Source organism: Halorubrum sp. SD626R, from assembly GCF_001261915.1.
Taxonomy (GTDB): Archaea; Halobacteriota; Halobacteria; order Halobacteriales; family Haloferacaceae; genus Halorubrum.
Map to the genome: position 1 here is coordinate 48069 of NZ_CVRT01000047.1, position 15336 is coordinate 63404.

Here is a 15336-nt window from a genome sequence, read left to right on the forward strand (position 1 = left end):
AGCGGTATATAACGCCTGACTTCCGTGTATCACGCGTGATTCCGCCCGGTCGGCGCCGCGGCCTCAGTCGGCGCCCGCCGCGTCGCTCTCGGCGGCGTCGCCCTCGGCCGCGTCGGTCCCTGCGACCGGCTCGACCGTGACCGCCGAGTGCTTGAACTCCGGAATCTTCGCCTCCGGGTCCAGCTCGTCCCCCGTCAGCGCGTTCGCGAGCGGCTCGGCGTAGTGGAACGTACAGAAGACGACGCCCTCGCGGACCGCCGGCGTGACGTCGGCCGTCGCCTCGACGGCCCCGCGCTCGTTGGAGACGGTCACCCGGTCGCCGTCCTCGATCCCGCGGTCGTCGGCGTCGCTCGGGTGGACCTGGAGGACGTCCTCGCCGCGCATCGCGGTGAGGCGGTCCGAGCGCCGACTGAGCGCCCCGCTGTTGAAGTGCTGGAGGACGCGCCCGGTCGTCAGGGTCAGCTCGCCGGCGTCGAGCTCGTCGGCGGGCGGGACCGGGTCGACGACCGCGAGCGGCGCGGTGCGCTCGCCGGTCAGGAACTCCTCGGCGTGTAACACCTCGGTGCCGGCGCCGTCGTCGGCCGAGAACGGCCACCGCTGGTAGCCGTCGCCGATTCCCGCGTAGCTCATCCCCTCGTAGATCGGCGCGACGCGGGTCAGCTCGTCGAACGCATCCTCGGGGCCGTCGTAGCCGAAGGCGTCCGGACGGTCGGTCAGCCGGCGCCCGAGTTCGGTCAGGATCTCGAAGTCCAGCCGGGCGTTCCCCGGGAGGTCGGCGTTCGGCCGCATCCGCATCACGCGGCGGTCGGTGTTCGTCACGGTGCCGGCCTTCTCGGCCCACGCGCTCCCCGGGAGGACCACGTCCGCGTGGGCCGCCGTCGCCGTCTCGAACAGGTCGATGACGACGCAGAAGTCGAGCTCGTCGAACGCCGACCTGACCGCGGTCGCGTTCGGCTCGGTGACCGCGGGGTTCTCGCCGAAGACGACCGCCGCGCGCACGTCGTCGCCGAAGCGGTGCGTCGCCTCGACCTCGGTGAGCCCTGGCTCGGCCGGCGGCTCGACGCCCCACTCGGCGGCGACCCGCTCGCGGGCGTCCGGGTCCGTCACGGGCTCGTAGCCGGGGAGCACGCCCGGGAGCCCGCCCACGTCGCTGGCGCCCTGCACGTTGTTCTGCCCGCGCAGGGGGTTCACGCCGGTCCCGGGGCGACCGACGTTGCCGGTCAGGAGCGTGAGGTTCAGCAGGGCGTGGACGTTGTCGGTGCCGCAGCGGTGCTGGCTCGTTCCCATCCCCGTCACGATCGCGGCGCGGTCCGCCTCGCCGTACGCCCGCGCGGCCTCCCGGAGGGTCTCCGGGTCGACGCCGGCCGCCTCGGCGCTGGCCGCGACGTCGACGTCGGCGAGGCGCTCGCGCAGGCGGTCGAACCCGGTCGCCCGCTCCGCGAGGAACGCCTCGTCGACGAGGTCCTCCTCGATCAGGACCGCGGCGATCGCGTTCGCGACCTGGATGTCGGTGCCGGGCCGCAGCGGGACGTGGACGTCGGCCGCCTCGGTCGTGTCGTTCGCGCGCGGGTCGACGTGGACGAGCGTCGCGCCGTCGCGGACCGCCGGGAGGAGGTACGACCGGAACGCGACGGGGTGTTGCTCGGCGGGGTTCGCGCCGTTGACGAAGATGCAGTCCGCCTCTCGCAGGTCGTCCAAGGTGTTCGTCATCGCGCCGGCGCCGAGCCGCTCACTCATCGCGGCGACCGTCGAGGCGTGACAGAGCCGCGCGCAGTTGTCCACGTTGTTCGTCCCGAGAACGCGCGCGAGCTTCTGGAGAACGTAGTTCTCCTCGTTCGTGCAGTTCGACGAGGCGAAGAACTGGACGGCGTCCGGGCCGTGCTCGTCGATCACGCCGCCGATCCCGTCGACGACGCGGTCGAGCGCCTCCGCCCACGGCGCCGTGACGAAGTTCCCGTTGTGACGGACGAGCGGCTCCGTCAGCCGGTCCCCGTGGTCGACGACGTCGAACGCGGCGGCCCCCTTCGGACAGATCTCCCCGCGGGCGTTCACCGGTCCCTCGGCGCCGGTCGCGCTCCCGCGGCCGGCGTACTCGATCGTACAGCCGACGCCGCAGAACGGGCAGACGGTGGGGTTCGACTCGAAGCTCCGGTCTGGCGTCTCGCTCGGATCGGTCATCGGACGAGGGGAGGGGCTCCACGGCCCTCCCGATGGCACCGGCGTAGCGTGGTGTTTTAAATAGTCACCCGACCGCGCCGGCGCTCACCCCGTCGCGGCGTCGCCGCCGACCGGGGCGAGGACCCGGCCGAGCGAGAGGAGCCCCGCGGTGACGAGGCAGGCAGCGAAGGCGATTGTGCCGAGCTTCCCACCGAAGCCGACGAACTGGGGTGCGGCGCCGACGAACGCGACGCCCGAGACCCCGCCGGCCAGCAGCATCGCGCCGGGGCCCGGGATCCGCTCGGGCGTGGCCATCCCGGCGAACGACGCGCAGAAGGCGACCGCCGCGACCGCGTCCCCGGCGGCAAACAGCGGCGGACAGACGACGCCGGCGACGAGCCCGACGACCGCGCTCCCGACGACCGGCCCGTGGTCGAGCCGGACGCTCACGAGGAAGGTGACGAGCGCGGCGACGGCGGCCGCGGCGACGAGCCCCGCCGCGACGGTCGGCGTCGGGACCGACCCCGTCCCGGGGGCGAGCCCGCCGAGCGCCGCCACCGTCAGGCAGCCGACGAACGCCGTCGTCCCGAGCTTCCCGCCGAACCCGTTGAACGCGCGCTTGGCGGCGACGAAGACGCCGCCGGCGACGACGCCCGCCGCGACCACCGCCCCGAGGTCGGCGTCGGCCGCGGGGGTCGCCATCCCGACGAACGAGCCGCAGTACGCGGGGGCGCCGTACGTCTCCGACAGGAGGTACGCGCAGAGCCCGACCAAGGCGGACGCGACGACCGGGCCGACCCCCACCCGAACGGAGAGCGCGAAGGTGAGTGGCGCCCCGAGGGCGACGGCGGCCGCGTTGCCGAGGTCGGTGCGCGTGACCCGGAACCCGTCCGCCCGCAGCGCCCACCGGGCCTCCCTGACGGCCGTGTGGCCGAGGCCCGTCGCGGCGACCGCGAAGACGACGGCGACGGCCAGGGGTTCCGTGCCGGCCCCGAACCCGGCCTCGCCCCCGGCCGCCAGCCCGGCGGCCGCCGCGACGCTCATTCCCGCCCCGGCGCCGGCCAGGGCGACCGCTCCGACGGCGTGGATCGCTCGGTGCACGGTCGCGTCTCCGGGGCGCGAACCGATACCGACCGACCCACAGTATTGCGGGTGTTCTCGGGACCCCGCGAAGCGACCCGCTCGTCGGGGATCAGGCATTTGTGTGCGTCGCCCCTTCGCCGATCCGATGGCAACCGGTAGCGAACCGACGGGGAGTCGCGCGGGAGAGACGCCCGACGGCGTCCGCGCGGGCGTCGCGATCCACGGCGCGGGGAACTGCCCGGTCGTCGCGGCGTCGACCGCCCACGACGGCCCGATCACGGGCGTCAACTGGACGCACGCGGGCGACACCCACACCGAGGAGTTCCGCGCCCGCGACCCCGACGCGGTCGACCGAGCGGACGACGTGCCGGCGGCCGCGTCCGTCGTCGACCTCGGCGACGAGCGGGTGTACCGGTACGACCGCCCGCGCGACGGGGAGTGCGCCTGTCGGGTCATCGAGGAGCTCGACTGCCCCATCGCCGACGCGCGCGCCGAGGACGGCGTGCTCCTCCTGACGCTGCACCTCCCCGACCTCGAACGCCTCCGCGACATCGTCTCGGCGCTCGACGGGATCGCGGACCGCGTCGAGGTCCGCTACCTCGTCCACGGCGCGGCGACCGACGACGCGGTCCCCGACCGGACCCTCGTCGACCGCGGCCGGCTCACCGACCGCCAGTGCGAGGTGTTACGGACCGCCTACCGGATGGGATACTTCGAGCGCCCCCGGGACGCCAACGCGAGCGCGGTCGCCGAGGCGCTCGACATCGCCCCCTCGACGTTCGCCGAGCACCTCGCGGCGGCCCAGCGGAAGCTGCTGGAGGAGACGCTGGGCGAGGCCTGAGTCCGCTCTCCGTCGTCCTCCCGCCCTACGCCGCCTCTCGCCGGTCCAGCGTCTCGTTGATCGCGAGCGGCACGACGACCCCGCCCCCGAGGAACAGCGCGAGCGGGACCCACTCCGGGTACGTCAGGTCCAGCGACTCGATCGCCAGGGCGGCGGCGACGGTGAGGGCGATACACGTCCCGATGACGGCGTTCTCGCGGGAGACCATGCGCGACCCGTCGGCTGGAAGGGACAAGGACATTTCGCCGCGAGACCGCGCCCGCGTCAGCCAGGGACGCGTCAGCCGAGATCGCCGAGGCCGAGCGCCGCGAGGTCGACGTTGTCGTCGACGAGGTCGGCGGCCCGGTCGTAGGGGGTGCGGTCGTCCGCCTCTCCGGACTCCGCCCCGCCGCCGCGAACGCGCGGTTCAGGAACACCTCGCGGACGCCCTCGTTCTCGAAGAGGCCGTGGAGGTAGGTGCCGAGCGCCCGGTCGGTCGCCGCGCTCTCCGGGCCCAGCGGGGAGGCGACCGACTCGGTCGGCGACGACCGCCCCATGTGGATCTCGTAGCCGGTCGCGGTCCCGTCCGCGCCGGCGATCGGGCCGCCCCCCTCGACCGTCCGCGTCACGCGCTCCACGCGCTTCTCGGTCGAGAACCGCGTCTCGACCGGTAACACGCCGACCCCCTCGACCTCGGTCACCCCGCCGGTCCCCTCGACCGCGGCGTTCGTCAGCCGCTCGCCGAGGATCTGGTAGCCGCCGCAGAGGCCGACGATCGGTCCGGAAAAATCGCGGATCGCGTCGTCGAAGCCGGCGTCGCGGAGCGCGAGCAGGTCGTCGACGGTGTTCTTCGAGCCGGGGATGACGACCGCGTCGGCGTCGCCGAGGGGATCGGTCCCCTCGCCGCGGGACGCGTCGAGCGGGACGTACGCGACCCTCACCCCCGGCTCGCGCGCCAGCGGCTCCAAGTCCGTGAAGTTCGAGATCCGCGGGAGGCGGGGGACGGCGACCCGGACCGCGACGGCGTCGGGGACGCCGTCGTCGGCGCCGAGAACGCTCGCCCCGCCCGGGGTCTCGGGACGGCCCCCGTCGCCCGCGTCCGGCAGCGAGAGGCTGTCCTCCGCGGGGAGGCCGGGGTCGTCGTGCGGGATCACGCCGACGATCGGGACGCCCGTGCGCGCCTCGATCTCGTCGATACCGGGCTCCAGCAGCGAGGGGTCGCCGCGGAACTTCGTGACGACCGCGCCGGCGACGCGCTCGCGGATGTCGTCGGGGAGGAGTTCGAGCGTCCCGTAGAGGCTCGCGAAGGCGCCGCCGCGCTCGATGTCGACGGCGATCACGATTCGGGCGTCGGCGAAGCGCGCGCACTCGACGTTCGCGAGGTCGCGGTCGTGGAGGTTGATCTCGGCGATGCTGCCCGCCCCCTCGGCGACGATCACGTCGCGATCGGCCGCGAGCCGGCGGTGCGCGGCGACCGCCGCGTCCCGCGCCCGGTCCCAGTGCGCCTCGTAGTACTCGCCGGCCGCGTAGTGCCCGACCGCCTCGCCGTCGACGATCAGCTGGCTCTCGCCGTCCCCGCGCGGCTTGAGCAGCACGGGGTTCATGTCGGTCGTCGCCGGGACGCCCGCCGCCCGCGCCTGCACGTACTGAGAGATCCCGATCTCGCCCCACTCGCCGTTCGGCGCGAGCGCGACCCGCGCGTTGTTGCTCATGTTCTGCGCCTTGAACGGGGCGACCGCGACCCCGTTCCGGGCGAGGTACCGACAGAGCCCGGCCGCGATCGTGCTCTTGCCGGCGTGGCTCGCCGTGCCGGCGATCAGGAGCGTCTCGGCGTCGGGGTCGGGGTCGGTCATCGGTGCCTCCGACGCGGGGAGCGTCGCGGCCGGCTCATACGTCTCAGTACTCCGTCCCCCGGCGAGCGCGGTGGCCCGCGTCGAAGGGGTGGGCCACCTTCCGGACGTTCGAGATCAGGTCGGCCACCCCCTCCAGGTACTCGGGCTCCGCGTGGCTCCCGGTCAAGACGAGTTCGAGCCCCTCGGGCTTCGACTCCGCGAGCGCGACGATGTCCTCGGGGTCGACGAGCCCTCGGTCGGCCGCGTACAGCAGCTCGTCCAGAATCAGCATGTGGACCCCGTCGTCGGGGTCGCCGTCGAGCGGGAGCGGTTCCGTCAGGTCCGCCTCGGCCGCGCCCGCGACGAGCGCCTCGGCGCGGTCGAAGGCGGCCGACGCCTTCGCCTCGTGCTCGTCGTCCGCCGAGCCGTCGAGGAGGCCGTGCCAGCCGTAGTGGCCGGCGTTCTCGTAGCTGAACCCCGGCATCGCGGCGATGGCGTTGTACTCGCCTCTGACGCCCTCGACGCTGTCGGCGCCCCCCTTCATGAACTGGAGCATGTGGACGCGGTAGCCGTGCCCCGCGGCCCGGAAGCCCATCCCCATCGCCGCCGTCGTCTTCCCCTTCCCGTCGCCCCACCAGGCCTGTACGAGCCCGAACTCCTCGGGGGCGGCCGGCTCGATCGGCTCCGGCTCGGGGGTTGCACCGCCGCCGGGCGTCCGGGCGGAGGGGTCGCCGTCGGCTGGTTCGCCGTCGCTCGGATAGGTCTCGCTCGATTCGCCGCCGTCGGTGTCGTTGGTGTCGTCTGTCATGGGTCGAAGACCTCCGCCCGCCCGTCGGCGACGACGCCGTGCTCGGCGTCGCCGGCCGGCCCGGGCAGGCCGCCGTCCGGGTACCGCGACCGCAGGCTCGCGCGCACCGCGTCCCGGACGCAGACGCGCGCCGCCGCGCCGACCGGCGTGGCGCTGCCCGAGAACGCCGCCGGCTCGCCGTCCGGATCGTCGGCGATCACGACCGCGTCGCTCGTGGTGCCCGGCGCGCTCGCGGTCGCGAGCAGCGTCGCCGCCTTCGCCTCGGCCGCGACCGCGACGAGGTTCGCCGCGGCGCCGTCCGCGAGCCGCCGGGTCGTGCCGACGATCAGGTTGACCGTGCCGGGTCGCCGGGGCGGTCCCTCGGACGCCGTCTCGCCGTCGCGCTCTGGGCCGTCGGCGACCGCGTCGGCGCCGTCGGCCGCCTCTCGCACCGAGTCCACCGGGAGCATCGCCGGGTTCGAGAGCCCGGCGGTCGCGTACGCGACGACCGCCCCGCGGCGCGCGCCGCGGGCGTGTTCCATCGCGACGCCGGTGAACAGGGTCGGCGGGTCGTTTTTCCTTTCGAACCCCGCCCGCGCCAGCCGCTCGTCCCGGTATTCACCGAGGTCGGTGCGCTCGAACCCCTCGGGGACGGTCACGTTGTACGCCGCGGCGCCGCGCGAGCGCCCGCCGTTCCACCCGGTCGAGAGCCAGCGCGTCCCGGGGCGTCGCAGGCGGAGGACATCGTCGCGGACGGTCGCCTCAAACATCGTCGCCCTCCGCGCGGCTCGTCGCCGCGTCGCTTTCCGTCTCGTCACCCACCCCGAGCGCCGCCAGCAGCCGGTCGTTCTCCGCGGGCCGGCGCACCGCGACGCGGACGTGCGAGTCGAGCCCCCGGAAGGTGGTCGCGTCGCGGACCGCCACGCCGCGCTCCCGGGCGTCGGCGACGACGGTCTCGACCGACCGGCCGTCCCCGCTCACGTCGAGCAGGAGGAACGGCGCGTCGGAGGGGGATACCGCGTAGCGCTCCGCGAGCGCCTCGCGCATCCGTTCCCGCTCCGAGCGCACGCGCTCGCCGGTCTCTCGAATAAACTCGGACTGGTCCATGCAGTACGCCCCCGTCGCGAGCGCCGGGGCGCTCAGGTTCCACGGGCGCCGGGCGCTCGACAGCGCCGCGCCGAGCTCGCCCGTCGCGACCGCGAACCCCGTCCGGATCCCGGGGAGGCCGAACAGCTTCGTGAGCGACCGGGCGACGACGACCCCCTCGGTCCCCGCGACCGACGGGCGGTCGGCGAACCCGAGGAACGCCTCGTCGACGAGGAGGCGCGTCCCGGCCTCGCGGCACCGCGCCGCGAACCGCTCTAACGCCGCGCGGTCGTACGCGGTCCCCGTCGGGTTGTTCGGGGTACAGACGACGGCGAGCGCGTGGTCGCTCGGGTCGGCGTCGAGGACCTCGGCCGCCGGAACGAACGCCGGTTCGCCCCCCTGCAGCCGCACCTCGCGGGCGTACTCGCCGAAGCTCGGCGCCGGGACGAGGGCGGTGTCGCCCGGGTCGACCGCGAGCGCGACCGCCGCCCGGATCGCGGCGAGCCCGCCGGGCGCCGGGACCACGGACTCCGGGTCGCAGCCGACGTACGCGGCCGCGGCCTCGCGGAACGCCGCCGGCGGCTCCGCGGGGTACGACCGAGCGTCCGCGAACGCCTCCCGGTAGACCGATTCGACGCCCTCCGGGACCTCCGGGTTGGTGTTCGCCGAGAAGTCCAGCAGGTCGGGGTCGTCGCTGCTCCCGTGAGGCGCGCGGTCGAGGTCGAGGGCGGTGTCGAGGTTCATGTGCGTGCGTTCATTCGTCGGGCTCCCCGTCGCCGAGGAGGCGCTCGGCTACCTGCACGTCCGACGGGTAGTTGACGTTGACGGCGAGCCGGACGTCCTCGGTGAGGTGGACGACGCTGTCGTCGCTATCGCTCTCGCTGCTCCCACCGACGACGTTGATCCCGGCGGGGACGACCTCGCGGCCGTCGACCTCGGTCGCCGCGTCGGCGCTGACGCCGAGCTCTCGCTTGCGCGACGCGGGAACGCAGACGGTGAGCGACGCCGGCCCGTCGTCGCCGGCGGCCCGCGCCGCGTCGATCGCGCCGTTCACGGCCTCGGGATCCAGGAGCGGGAGGTCGGCGGCGACGGTCAGGAGGGGCGCCGTCCCCGACTTCCCTCCCGCGATCTCCTCTATCGCGTACCCCAGGTCGGCGACGTAGCCGTCGCCCGGGGCGTCGATCGCGGGGAGGTCCGGGCGCTCGTCGATCAGGTGCGCGCGCGTCGCCGACGCGTGCGGCGAGACGACCGCGTGCGCCGTCTCGACCCGGCTCCCGGCGAGCGCGTCGCACACGCGGTCGACCATCGGCCGTCCCGCGACCGGCGTCAGCGGCTTCTCGGTCTCGCCGCCGAGACGGGTGCCGCGGCCGCCGCACATCAGAAGCGCGTCCACGCGATCACCCCCGCGTGCAGCGCGGCGACCCGCGCGAGCTCGTTCGTCGCGCCGAGGACGTCCCCGGAAACGCCGCCGATCCGTCGCCGGGCCCACCGTCGGACCACCCCCGCCGTCGCCAGCGCGGCGAGGAACGCGGCGACTCCCGGCAGGAGCCGCGGCCACCCGAGGAGCGCGGCGGGCGCCGCGAGCGCCAGGACCGGGAGCGCCGACGCGGGGCCGACCTCCTCGGTCAGCGCGGAGCCGAGCCCCTCGTGAGCCGCGTCGCCGACGCAGACGAGCGTCGCGGTCGCGGCCTTCGCGCCCACCTCGGCCGCGACGACGAGCCCGACCGCGACGGCGACGCCGCCGGCGGCTCGCGCCCCGGCCGCGCCCGCCGGCCTCGCGCCCCCGGCCAGCCCGAGCGCGGCGGTCGCCAGCCCGAGGACGACTGCGACGAGCGCGACCGTCCCGCCGACGCCGAGCGTGGAGTCTTTCATGACCTCTCGGCGCTCCTCGGGACCGCCGTGGACGACCGCCGCGTCGCCGAGGTCGGCGACCCCGTCGAGGTGGGTGATCCCGGTGACGGCGTAGACGGCGAGCGGAAACGCCAGCGCGACCGTCGGCGCGGGGACGGGCGCGAGCAGCGGGAGCGCGACGACCGCGCCGACGAGGTAGCCGACGACCGGGAACGTCCACGGCGCCCCCGCGAACGCCGCCCACGACCCCTCGCCGCGACCGATCGGGACCCGCGTGAGGAAGCCGAGCGCGCCGCGGAGCGCGGCGACAGTCAGGACCACGCGACCACCCCCGCGACCGCCGCCAGCCACCCGGCCGCCCCCGCGACGGCGACGCCGCCGGCGACGCCGACGAGCCGGACCGCCCGCTCCGCGTCGGCGACGCTCGGTGCCGCCGCGGTCGGGTTGAGCGCGTAGTGACCCGGCTTCGCCAGCCGCACGTCGAGCGCGGCCGCCGCGGTCGCCATCGGCCACCCGGAGTTCGGCGACGCCGGCTCCCCGGCCCACGAGCGGGCCCGAGCGAGCGCGCCGACCGACCCCGCGGCGACCGCGAGACAGCCGGCGGTCGCGCGGGCCGGGAGGTACATGACCGCGTCGTCGAGCCGGGCGCTCGCCCGCCCGACCGGCTTCGACCGGTAGCCGAGCATCGAGTCGAGCGTGTTCACGCCCTTCGCCCACGCGGCGCCGGCGACTCCCGCGGCGAGCGGGAGGACGGCCCCGGGACCCCCGACCGCGAGCCCGACCGTCGCGCCGGCCGCGAATCCCGTCAGCGGGGCGACGAACCCGTCGGCGAGGTTCTCGGTCGCGCTCTCGACGGCCGCGCTCCGGAGGGCCGCCGGCGAGAGGTCGGCGGCGTCCCGCCCCACGAGCGCCCGGACCGACTCGCGGGCCGCGTCCGGGTCGCTCTCGGTCAGCGCGACGACCTCGGCGGTGACGTCGCGGAGCATCCGGAGGCTGACGGTTGAGAAGAGGAGCGCGCCCGCGACGGGGACGGCGAGGAGCCGCGGATCGACGCCGACCCGCGGGCCGACTCCGGCCGCGGCCCACACGGCTCCGGCGGCGACCGCCGCGGCGAGGAGCGGGAGCCCGACCGCGGCCGCGCCGCCGACGAGCCCCGGGCGCGCCCACTCCCGGTCGACCCGCCCGACGACCGAGCCGAACAGCGCGACCGGGTGGACCCGCGCCGGCGGCTCCGCCACCGCGAGGTCGAGGGCGACCGCGATCGCCAGCGCGGCGAGGGGGGCGGCGACGGGGCCGGGAGTCGCGGGGAGCGACATCGCGGTCAGAGCCCGTCGAGGAACGCGTCGAACGCCCCGCTCGCGGCGTGGACGTGACAGTACGTTCCGAGCGTCCGGTGCTCGATCAGCCCGTCGCGCTCGCCGTCGATCCCGGTCCCGCGCTCCACGTCGAAGGCGAACCGGGCGTCGCTCGCGACGTCGGCGTCGGAGTAGTGGAACTCGTGGCCCCGCAGCGTCTCGCCGGTCGACGCGGTCGGCGCGTCCCGCGTCGCCCGCAGCTCCACGTGGTCGAGCGCCTGGTACCGGTCGCGCATCGTCACGTCGGCCGGGAGGACGCCCGCCATCGCGTGCGCCTCGCCGTCGACGGTCGTCAGCGACTCCGCGAGCGCCATCAGCCCGCCGCACTCGCCGAGGACCGGCGTCCCCTCCGCGGCCGCGTCCGCGACGTCGTCGAGCGCCGGGCTCTCCGCGAGGGGTTCGGCGTGTAACTCGGGGTAGCCGCCGGGGAGGTAGACGCCGTCGCAGGGCGGGAGGGAATCGTCCGCGATCGGCGAGAACGGTTCGACGGTCGCCCGCTCGCGCAGTCGTTCGACCGTGGCCGGGTACGCGAACCGGAAGGCGTCGTCGCGAGCGACCGCGACGCGGGGGCGGTCGCCGTCGGTCGGGTCCGGCGCCCCCGTCGCGTCCGCCGCCCTCGCCGCCCCCGCCGGTTCCCGCGCGACGTCGAGCAACCGCTCGGTCCGGAGCCCCTCGGCGGCCGCCGCGAGCGCCTCCTCGGGGATCGGCGACTCGTCGCCCATGTGGAGCCCGAGGTGTCGCTCGGGGACCTCCAGGTCGTCGTTCGGCGGGATACGCCCGAGATAGGTCAGCTCCTCGGGGAGCGCCTCGCGGATCCCGTCCTCGTGGCGCCCGCCGTGCGCGCGCTGGGCGATCACGCCGGCGACGTCGATGTCGCGGCCCGCGCGCTCGGCGTAGGCCCGGAAGCCGAGCGCGGTCGCGGCGACGCTCTCCATCCCCGCGCTCGCGTCGACGACGAGGGCGACCGGGAGGTCGAGCGCCTCGGCGACCGCGGCCGTGCTCGACCCGTCGCCGTCGTATAACCCCATCACGCCCTCGACGACGCAGACGTCGCCCTCGCCGCGGGCGTAGTTTCGCCTGAGCCCGCCTTCGCCCTGTAACCACAGGTCGAGCGTCCGCGAGGGGCGTCCCGCCACGCGCTCGTGGTGGCTCGGGTCGATGAAGTCGGGGCCGGCCTTCGCCGGCTGGACGGTCTTCCCGGCCGATTCGAGCGCCCGGATCGCCGCGAGCGTCGCGACCGTCTTGCCGACGCCGGAGCTGACCCCGCCGAGGACGACCCCCTTCACGGCGCATCACCCGTGACCGGTTCGCCGTCGCGCTCGGCGAGGAGTCGGTCGGTGACCGCGGCGACGCGCTCGCGCAGGTCGGGGTCGGGGACGCCCGCGCGGTCGGCCAGGGCCAGCGCGCCCCCCATCCCGACGCCCTCCTTCGCCTCGCCGCGGGCGTACGCCCGCATCGCCGGGCGGTCGCTCGCGTCGAACCCGGGGTCGGTCGCGGCCAGCGCGAGGTCGAGGTCGTCCGCGAGGGCCGCGATGTCCGCGGTCGGGTCGTCGGCGACGAACGCGGTCGTCGCCAGCGGCAGCCGCCGCTCGACGCCCGCGTGCCGCGCCAGCGCGGCGACCGCCGCCAGCTGGGTGCCGCCCGCGAGCGTCACGTCGACCCCCCGCTCGACGGCGCCGACGACGAGCCCGGCGGCCGCCGCGAGCACGGGGTCGCCCGTCAGCCGGACAGCGTCGATCGGGTCGCCGGCGCGGTCGCCGGGGTCGAGCCCGCTCGCGTCCAGCCCCTCCCCGACGACCGCGCGCTTGGTCGCGAGCGGGTTCGCCGCCAGCGACGAGGAGACGACCGGGCGCTCGCCGAGCGCCGTCAGGACGCCGAGCGCGGTCGTCGTCCCGCCGGGGATCGTCTCGGCGACGAGGAGCTCGTCGGGGTCGGTGTCGATATCGCCCGTGCCGCCGCCCGCCCCGACGCCGCCGTCCCCCGCGATCGCTCCCGCCAGCTCGCGTCCCCGCTCGAAGACCGCAGCCGCGTCCGGCACCGGCTCGGGGTCCCGGACGTCGCCGCCGGGCGCGGCGCCGGTCTCGCGAACGGTCGCCCCCGTCGGCGCCGTCGGCACGGCCAGCCCGGCGTCGACGCCGACGAACCCGACGCCGACGAGCTCGCGGACCGCCCGCGTGACGACCGCCGGCGTGGGGCACCCCGAGGGACTGACCGGCACCGGCGAGCCGCCCGCGGGGCGCCCGTCCGCGACGATCTCCAAGTCGGCGCTCGGGGTGTGCCGCCGGAGCGTCGGGTCGGCGCCCGCGGCGCTGATCCCGTCGATCGCGGCCGTCTCGGTCGCGCCGGCGACGACCGCGAGCGTCGCGTCGCTCACGTGCCACCCCCGGCTCGCCGCGTCGATCGACCTCGCCCGTCGGCCGCCGCGTCGGTGATATCCACTAGCGGTTAGTTAGGACAAGTCGACTTTAATCGATCGGGTCGAGGACCGGCGGCGTCGCCTCCCCTGTCCGCCCGGCTCACTCGACGGACGGCGCCGTCTCGTCGGTCCGGCCGGGGATCTCGACCTCTATCTCCAGCTCCTGTTCGCCGTAGCCCTCGTACTCCACCTCGAGCTCGACCGGCTCACCGAAACTGAACGGCAGCTTCCACTCGTCACCGGTAACGGTCAGCTCGTCGCTCTCCTGAAGCTGTTCACCGATCTCGACTAAGAAACGACCCGCCTCGGCGGCGGAGAGACGGTACTCCTGTTCGAAGTCCCGGCCCTCTCTGATCAGGGTCATATCGTCTTCCGTCTCGTCTTGAGCGTCGGCGTCGGACTGCGTCATCGCGTTATATTTTAGGCAGACCTAAATAAATGGTGTGGTACCGTCACCGCACGGCGAGCGGTGAGGATACCGCGGCTACTTCTTCGGGGGCTCATTGCCCTCTGCCCTCTCAAGCGTAACCGTCCGTCTCGTTCGTCACCCGAAACGTGACGTTGCCCGCGCCGACCGGCCCTTCGAACGCCTAGACCGTCATCTGGTATCCCGACGACTCCGAATTTTCGACGGTTACGCCGGCCGAGGAGGCGTCGAACGCCGCACACCCGGCAGTCGTCAGCACGAGCAGGACGACGAGCGGGGGGGCTACGCCTTGGCGTGACATCGGCCTGAACACGTTCGGTGGCTCGAAAGTACTTCCGAGACCGGGCCGTTCCGGCCTCGTCCACGGTATTCGGTGCGATTCATCCCCATCGTCAGGGGATTCGACGGAGTCGGATCGTCACGTCGGCGCGCCGTTATCGACCGTATCGGGCGCCCGCTTCGACGGGAGATACAGGTGGACGACGTTCCCCTGCGGCGTTCGGGTGTCGAACATCACTTCGCCGCCGAGGGACTCGATACACCACTTCATCACGAACAGACCGATTCCCGACCCGTGAGACGTGTTCGTGGTCTCGGCCGGAGCGAACAGCGCCTCGATTTCCTCCGTCGGGATCGCCGGATTCGCGTCCTTAATTCGGATCTCGACGCGACCGGTGTTCGGTGAAGGTCCGACCGTTATCTCGACGGTCGGGGCCCGTTCGGTGCTGTGAACGATCGCGTTTTCGACCGCGTGTCTGACCGCGTAACCGAACGCGTCGTTCACTTCGATCCACATCTCTTCGCGTTCCTCGACGGATATCTCTGCGGCGGGGTACTCGGCCCTCGTTCGGGCGGCGACATCTCTGACGGTAGCCAGCGCGGGCTGCCGGACGTGTTCCGCCCGGGCGTCCGTGATCGCCCGTTCGATCTCCTTCACCGACTCGGCCATGCTACCGAGGTTTTCACCCCGGGACCGGATCGCAGCGATGCTCTCCGCTATCCCCTCGACCCTGCCGTGTGTCGCGATCTGATCCGCATAGCCCAGGATGATCGCCGCCTCGTTCCGGAGGTTGTGTCGGAGGATGCGCCAGAACAGCTCGGCCCGGTGACGCGATTCGTAGTGATCGGTGATGTCTCGGACCTCGACGATGACGCAGTCCCGCTCAGAGAATTGCTGCTGAGAAACGTGTAGCTGAAGCCAGACGAGCTCACCGTCGGCCCGTTTGGCTCGCCAGATGAACCGCTGCGGGTCGCCGTCGGCGCTCGCCCGGAGCCGGTCGCGGAACTCGGACGCCGACTGCGGATACGTGTTCGCCGTGTACGTGTCCACCGAGAGCCGACGTAGCGTATCGAGTGGGTATCCGAGCATCCGTTCCAGCCGTTCGTTCGCGTCTAGAATATCTCCGGAGCTCGGATCGTACAGTCCGATACCGAGGTATAGCGTGTCGTACTCGGACGGGAGCGCCACCGACTTTTTTGAGGACATCCGACGGGATGAAAGCGAGCGGTACGCCCCTTTGCC

General features: G+C 74.3%; 15 protein-coding genes and 1 pseudogene. 1 reads left to right on the top strand and 15 read right to left on the bottom strand.

Annotated features, from left to right (window positions below; all coding sequences use genetic code 11):
• Window positions 1–63: 63 nt before the first annotated feature.
• Together fdhF and SD626R_RS04040 are read right to left on the bottom strand one after the other, a co-directional pair.
• Complete coding sequence (gene fdhF / locus SD626R_RS04035; RefSeq protein ID WP_092563825.1) at window positions 64–2178, bottom strand: formate dehydrogenase subunit alpha; 2115 nt, start codon at window positions 2176–2178, stop codon at window positions 64–66.
• A gap of 84 nt (window positions 2179–2262) precedes the next feature.
• Window positions 2263–3201 carry a hypothetical protein gene (locus SD626R_RS04040; RefSeq protein WP_092563951.1) on the bottom strand — a complete coding sequence of 313 codons (939 nt, stop codon included), beginning with the start codon at window positions 3199–3201 and terminating at the stop codon, window positions 2263–2265.
• A gap of 184 nt (window positions 3202–3385) precedes the next feature.
• Between SD626R_RS04040 and SD626R_RS04045 the strand changes: the two genes are divergently transcribed.
• Complete coding sequence (locus SD626R_RS04045) at window positions 3386–4081, top strand: helix-turn-helix domain-containing protein (protein ID WP_092563828.1); 696 nt, start codon at window positions 3386–3388, stop codon at window positions 4079–4081.
• 25 nt (window positions 4082–4106) lie between these two features.
• On the opposite strand, the gene SD626R_RS17130 is transcribed toward SD626R_RS04045, so the two are convergent.
• The 13 genes and pseudogenes from SD626R_RS17130 to SD626R_RS04105 form a co-directional block, all read right to left on the bottom strand.
• Window positions 4107–4289, bottom strand: a complete 183-nt coding sequence (locus tag SD626R_RS17130; protein ID WP_092563831.1) for a DUF7987 family protein — start codon at window positions 4287–4289, stop codon at window positions 4107–4109.
• Between the two features lie 71 nt (window positions 4290–4360).
• Window positions 4361–5913 (bottom strand): annotated as a pseudogene (locus tag SD626R_RS04055) (cobyric acid synthase).
• 43 nt (window positions 5914–5956) lie between these two features.
• A complete protein-coding gene (locus SD626R_RS04060) occupies window positions 5957–6700 on the bottom strand; it encodes a cob(I)yrinic acid a,c-diamide adenosyltransferase (protein WP_092563834.1) in 744 nt (247 codons plus the stop codon).
• Window positions 6697–7449: an adenosylcobinamide amidohydrolase gene (locus tag SD626R_RS04065; protein ID WP_092563837.1), complete on the bottom strand. Its 753-nt coding sequence runs from the start codon at window positions 7447–7449 to the stop codon at window positions 6697–6699. Before SD626R_RS04065 ends, SD626R_RS04060 begins: the two co-directional genes overlap by 4 nt.
• On the bottom strand, window positions 7442–8509 hold the full coding sequence (locus SD626R_RS04070; RefSeq protein ID WP_092563840.1) for an aminotransferase class I/II-fold pyridoxal phosphate-dependent enzyme: 1068 nt from the start codon (window positions 8507–8509) through the stop codon (window positions 7442–7444). Before SD626R_RS04070 ends, SD626R_RS04065 begins: the two co-directional genes overlap by 8 nt.
• 10 nt (window positions 8510–8519) lie before the next feature.
• Window positions 8520–9143, bottom strand: a complete 624-nt coding sequence (locus SD626R_RS04075) for an NTP transferase domain-containing protein (RefSeq protein WP_092563957.1) — start codon at window positions 9141–9143, stop codon at window positions 8520–8522.
• On the bottom strand, window positions 9143–9937 hold the full coding sequence (gene cobS, locus SD626R_RS04080; protein ID WP_176697263.1) for an adenosylcobinamide-GDP ribazoletransferase: 795 nt from the start codon (window positions 9935–9937) through the stop codon (window positions 9143–9145). Before cobS ends, SD626R_RS04075 begins: the two co-directional genes overlap by 1 nt.
• Window positions 9928–10932 carry a CobD/CbiB family cobalamin biosynthesis protein gene (locus SD626R_RS04085; protein WP_092563843.1) on the bottom strand — a complete coding sequence of 335 codons (1005 nt, stop codon included), beginning with the start codon at window positions 10930–10932 and terminating at the stop codon, window positions 9928–9930. Before SD626R_RS04085 ends, cobS begins: the two co-directional genes overlap by 10 nt.
• 5 nt (window positions 10933–10937) lie before the next feature.
• The gene (locus tag SD626R_RS04090) at window positions 10938–12257 is read right to left on the bottom strand and encodes a cobyrinic acid a,c-diamide synthase (protein WP_092563846.1); all 1320 of its coding nucleotides are present in this window, start codon (window positions 12255–12257) and stop codon (window positions 10938–10940) included.
• The gene (locus SD626R_RS04095) at window positions 12254–13345 is read right to left on the bottom strand and encodes a nicotinate-nucleotide--dimethylbenzimidazole phosphoribosyltransferase (RefSeq protein ID WP_092563849.1); all 1092 of its coding nucleotides are present in this window, start codon (window positions 13343–13345) and stop codon (window positions 12254–12256) included. The genes SD626R_RS04090 and SD626R_RS04095 overlap by 4 nt, the downstream gene beginning before the upstream one ends.
• 142 nt (window positions 13346–13487) lie before the next feature.
• Window positions 13488–13796, bottom strand: coding sequence for an amphi-Trp domain-containing protein (locus SD626R_RS04100; RefSeq protein ID WP_092563852.1), 309 nt, complete (start codon window positions 13794–13796; stop codon window positions 13488–13490).
• Between the two features lie 181 nt (window positions 13797–13977).
• Window positions 13978–14115, bottom strand: coding sequence for a hypothetical protein (locus tag SD626R_RS16695; protein WP_158298349.1), 138 nt, complete (start codon window positions 14113–14115; stop codon window positions 13978–13980).
• Between the two features lie 117 nt (window positions 14116–14232).
• Window positions 14233–15300, bottom strand: coding sequence for a sensor histidine kinase (locus SD626R_RS04105; RefSeq protein WP_092563855.1), 1068 nt, complete (start codon window positions 15298–15300; stop codon window positions 14233–14235).
• Window positions 15301–15336: the final 36 nt, after the last annotated feature.

What these genes read in the sequence shown, in the direction of transcription:
- SD626R_RS04070 (WP_092563840.1), bottom strand. Translation starts at nt 8,509, where the DNA reads ATGAACCTCGACACCGCCCTCGACCTCGACCGCGCGCCTCACGGGAGC.
- SD626R_RS04075 (WP_092563957.1), bottom strand. Translation starts at nt 9,143, where the DNA reads ATGTGCGGCGGCCGCGGCACCCGTCTCGGCGGCGAGACCGAGAAGCCG.
- SD626R_RS04085 (WP_092563843.1), bottom strand. Translation starts at nt 10,932, where the DNA reads ATGTCGCTCCCCGCGACTCCCGGCCCCGTCGCCGCCCCCCTCGCCGCG.
- SD626R_RS17130 (WP_092563831.1), bottom strand. Translation starts at nt 4,289, where the DNA reads ATGGTCTCCCGCGAGAACGCCGTCATCGGGACGTGTATCGCCCTCACC.
- SD626R_RS04060 (WP_092563834.1), bottom strand. Translation starts at nt 6,700, where the DNA reads ATGACAGACGACACCAACGACACCGACGGCGGCGAATCGAGCGAGACC.
- SD626R_RS16695 (WP_158298349.1), bottom strand. Translation starts at nt 14,115, where the DNA reads ATGTCACGCCAAGGCGTAGCCCCCCCGCTCGTCGTCCTGCTCGTGCTG.
- SD626R_RS04065 (WP_092563837.1), bottom strand. Translation starts at nt 7,449, where the DNA reads ATGTTTGAGGCGACCGTCCGCGACGATGTCCTCCGCCTGCGACGCCCC.
- fdhF (WP_092563825.1), bottom strand. Translation starts at nt 2,178, where the DNA reads ATGACCGATCCGAGCGAGACGCCAGACCGGAGCTTCGAGTCGAACCCC.
- SD626R_RS04105 (WP_092563855.1), bottom strand. Translation starts at nt 15,300, where the DNA reads ATGTCCTCAAAAAAGTCGGTGGCGCTCCCGTCCGAGTACGACACGCTA.
- SD626R_RS04040 (WP_092563951.1), bottom strand. Translation starts at nt 3,201, where the DNA reads ATGAGCGTCGCGGCGGCCGCCGGGCTGGCGGCCGGGGGCGAGGCCGGG.
- SD626R_RS04100 (WP_092563852.1), bottom strand. Translation starts at nt 13,796, where the DNA reads ATGACGCAGTCCGACGCCGACGCTCAAGACGAGACGGAAGACGATATG.
- SD626R_RS04045 (WP_092563828.1), top strand. Translation starts at nt 3,386, where the DNA reads ATGGCAACCGGTAGCGAACCGACGGGGAGTCGCGCGGGAGAGACGCCC.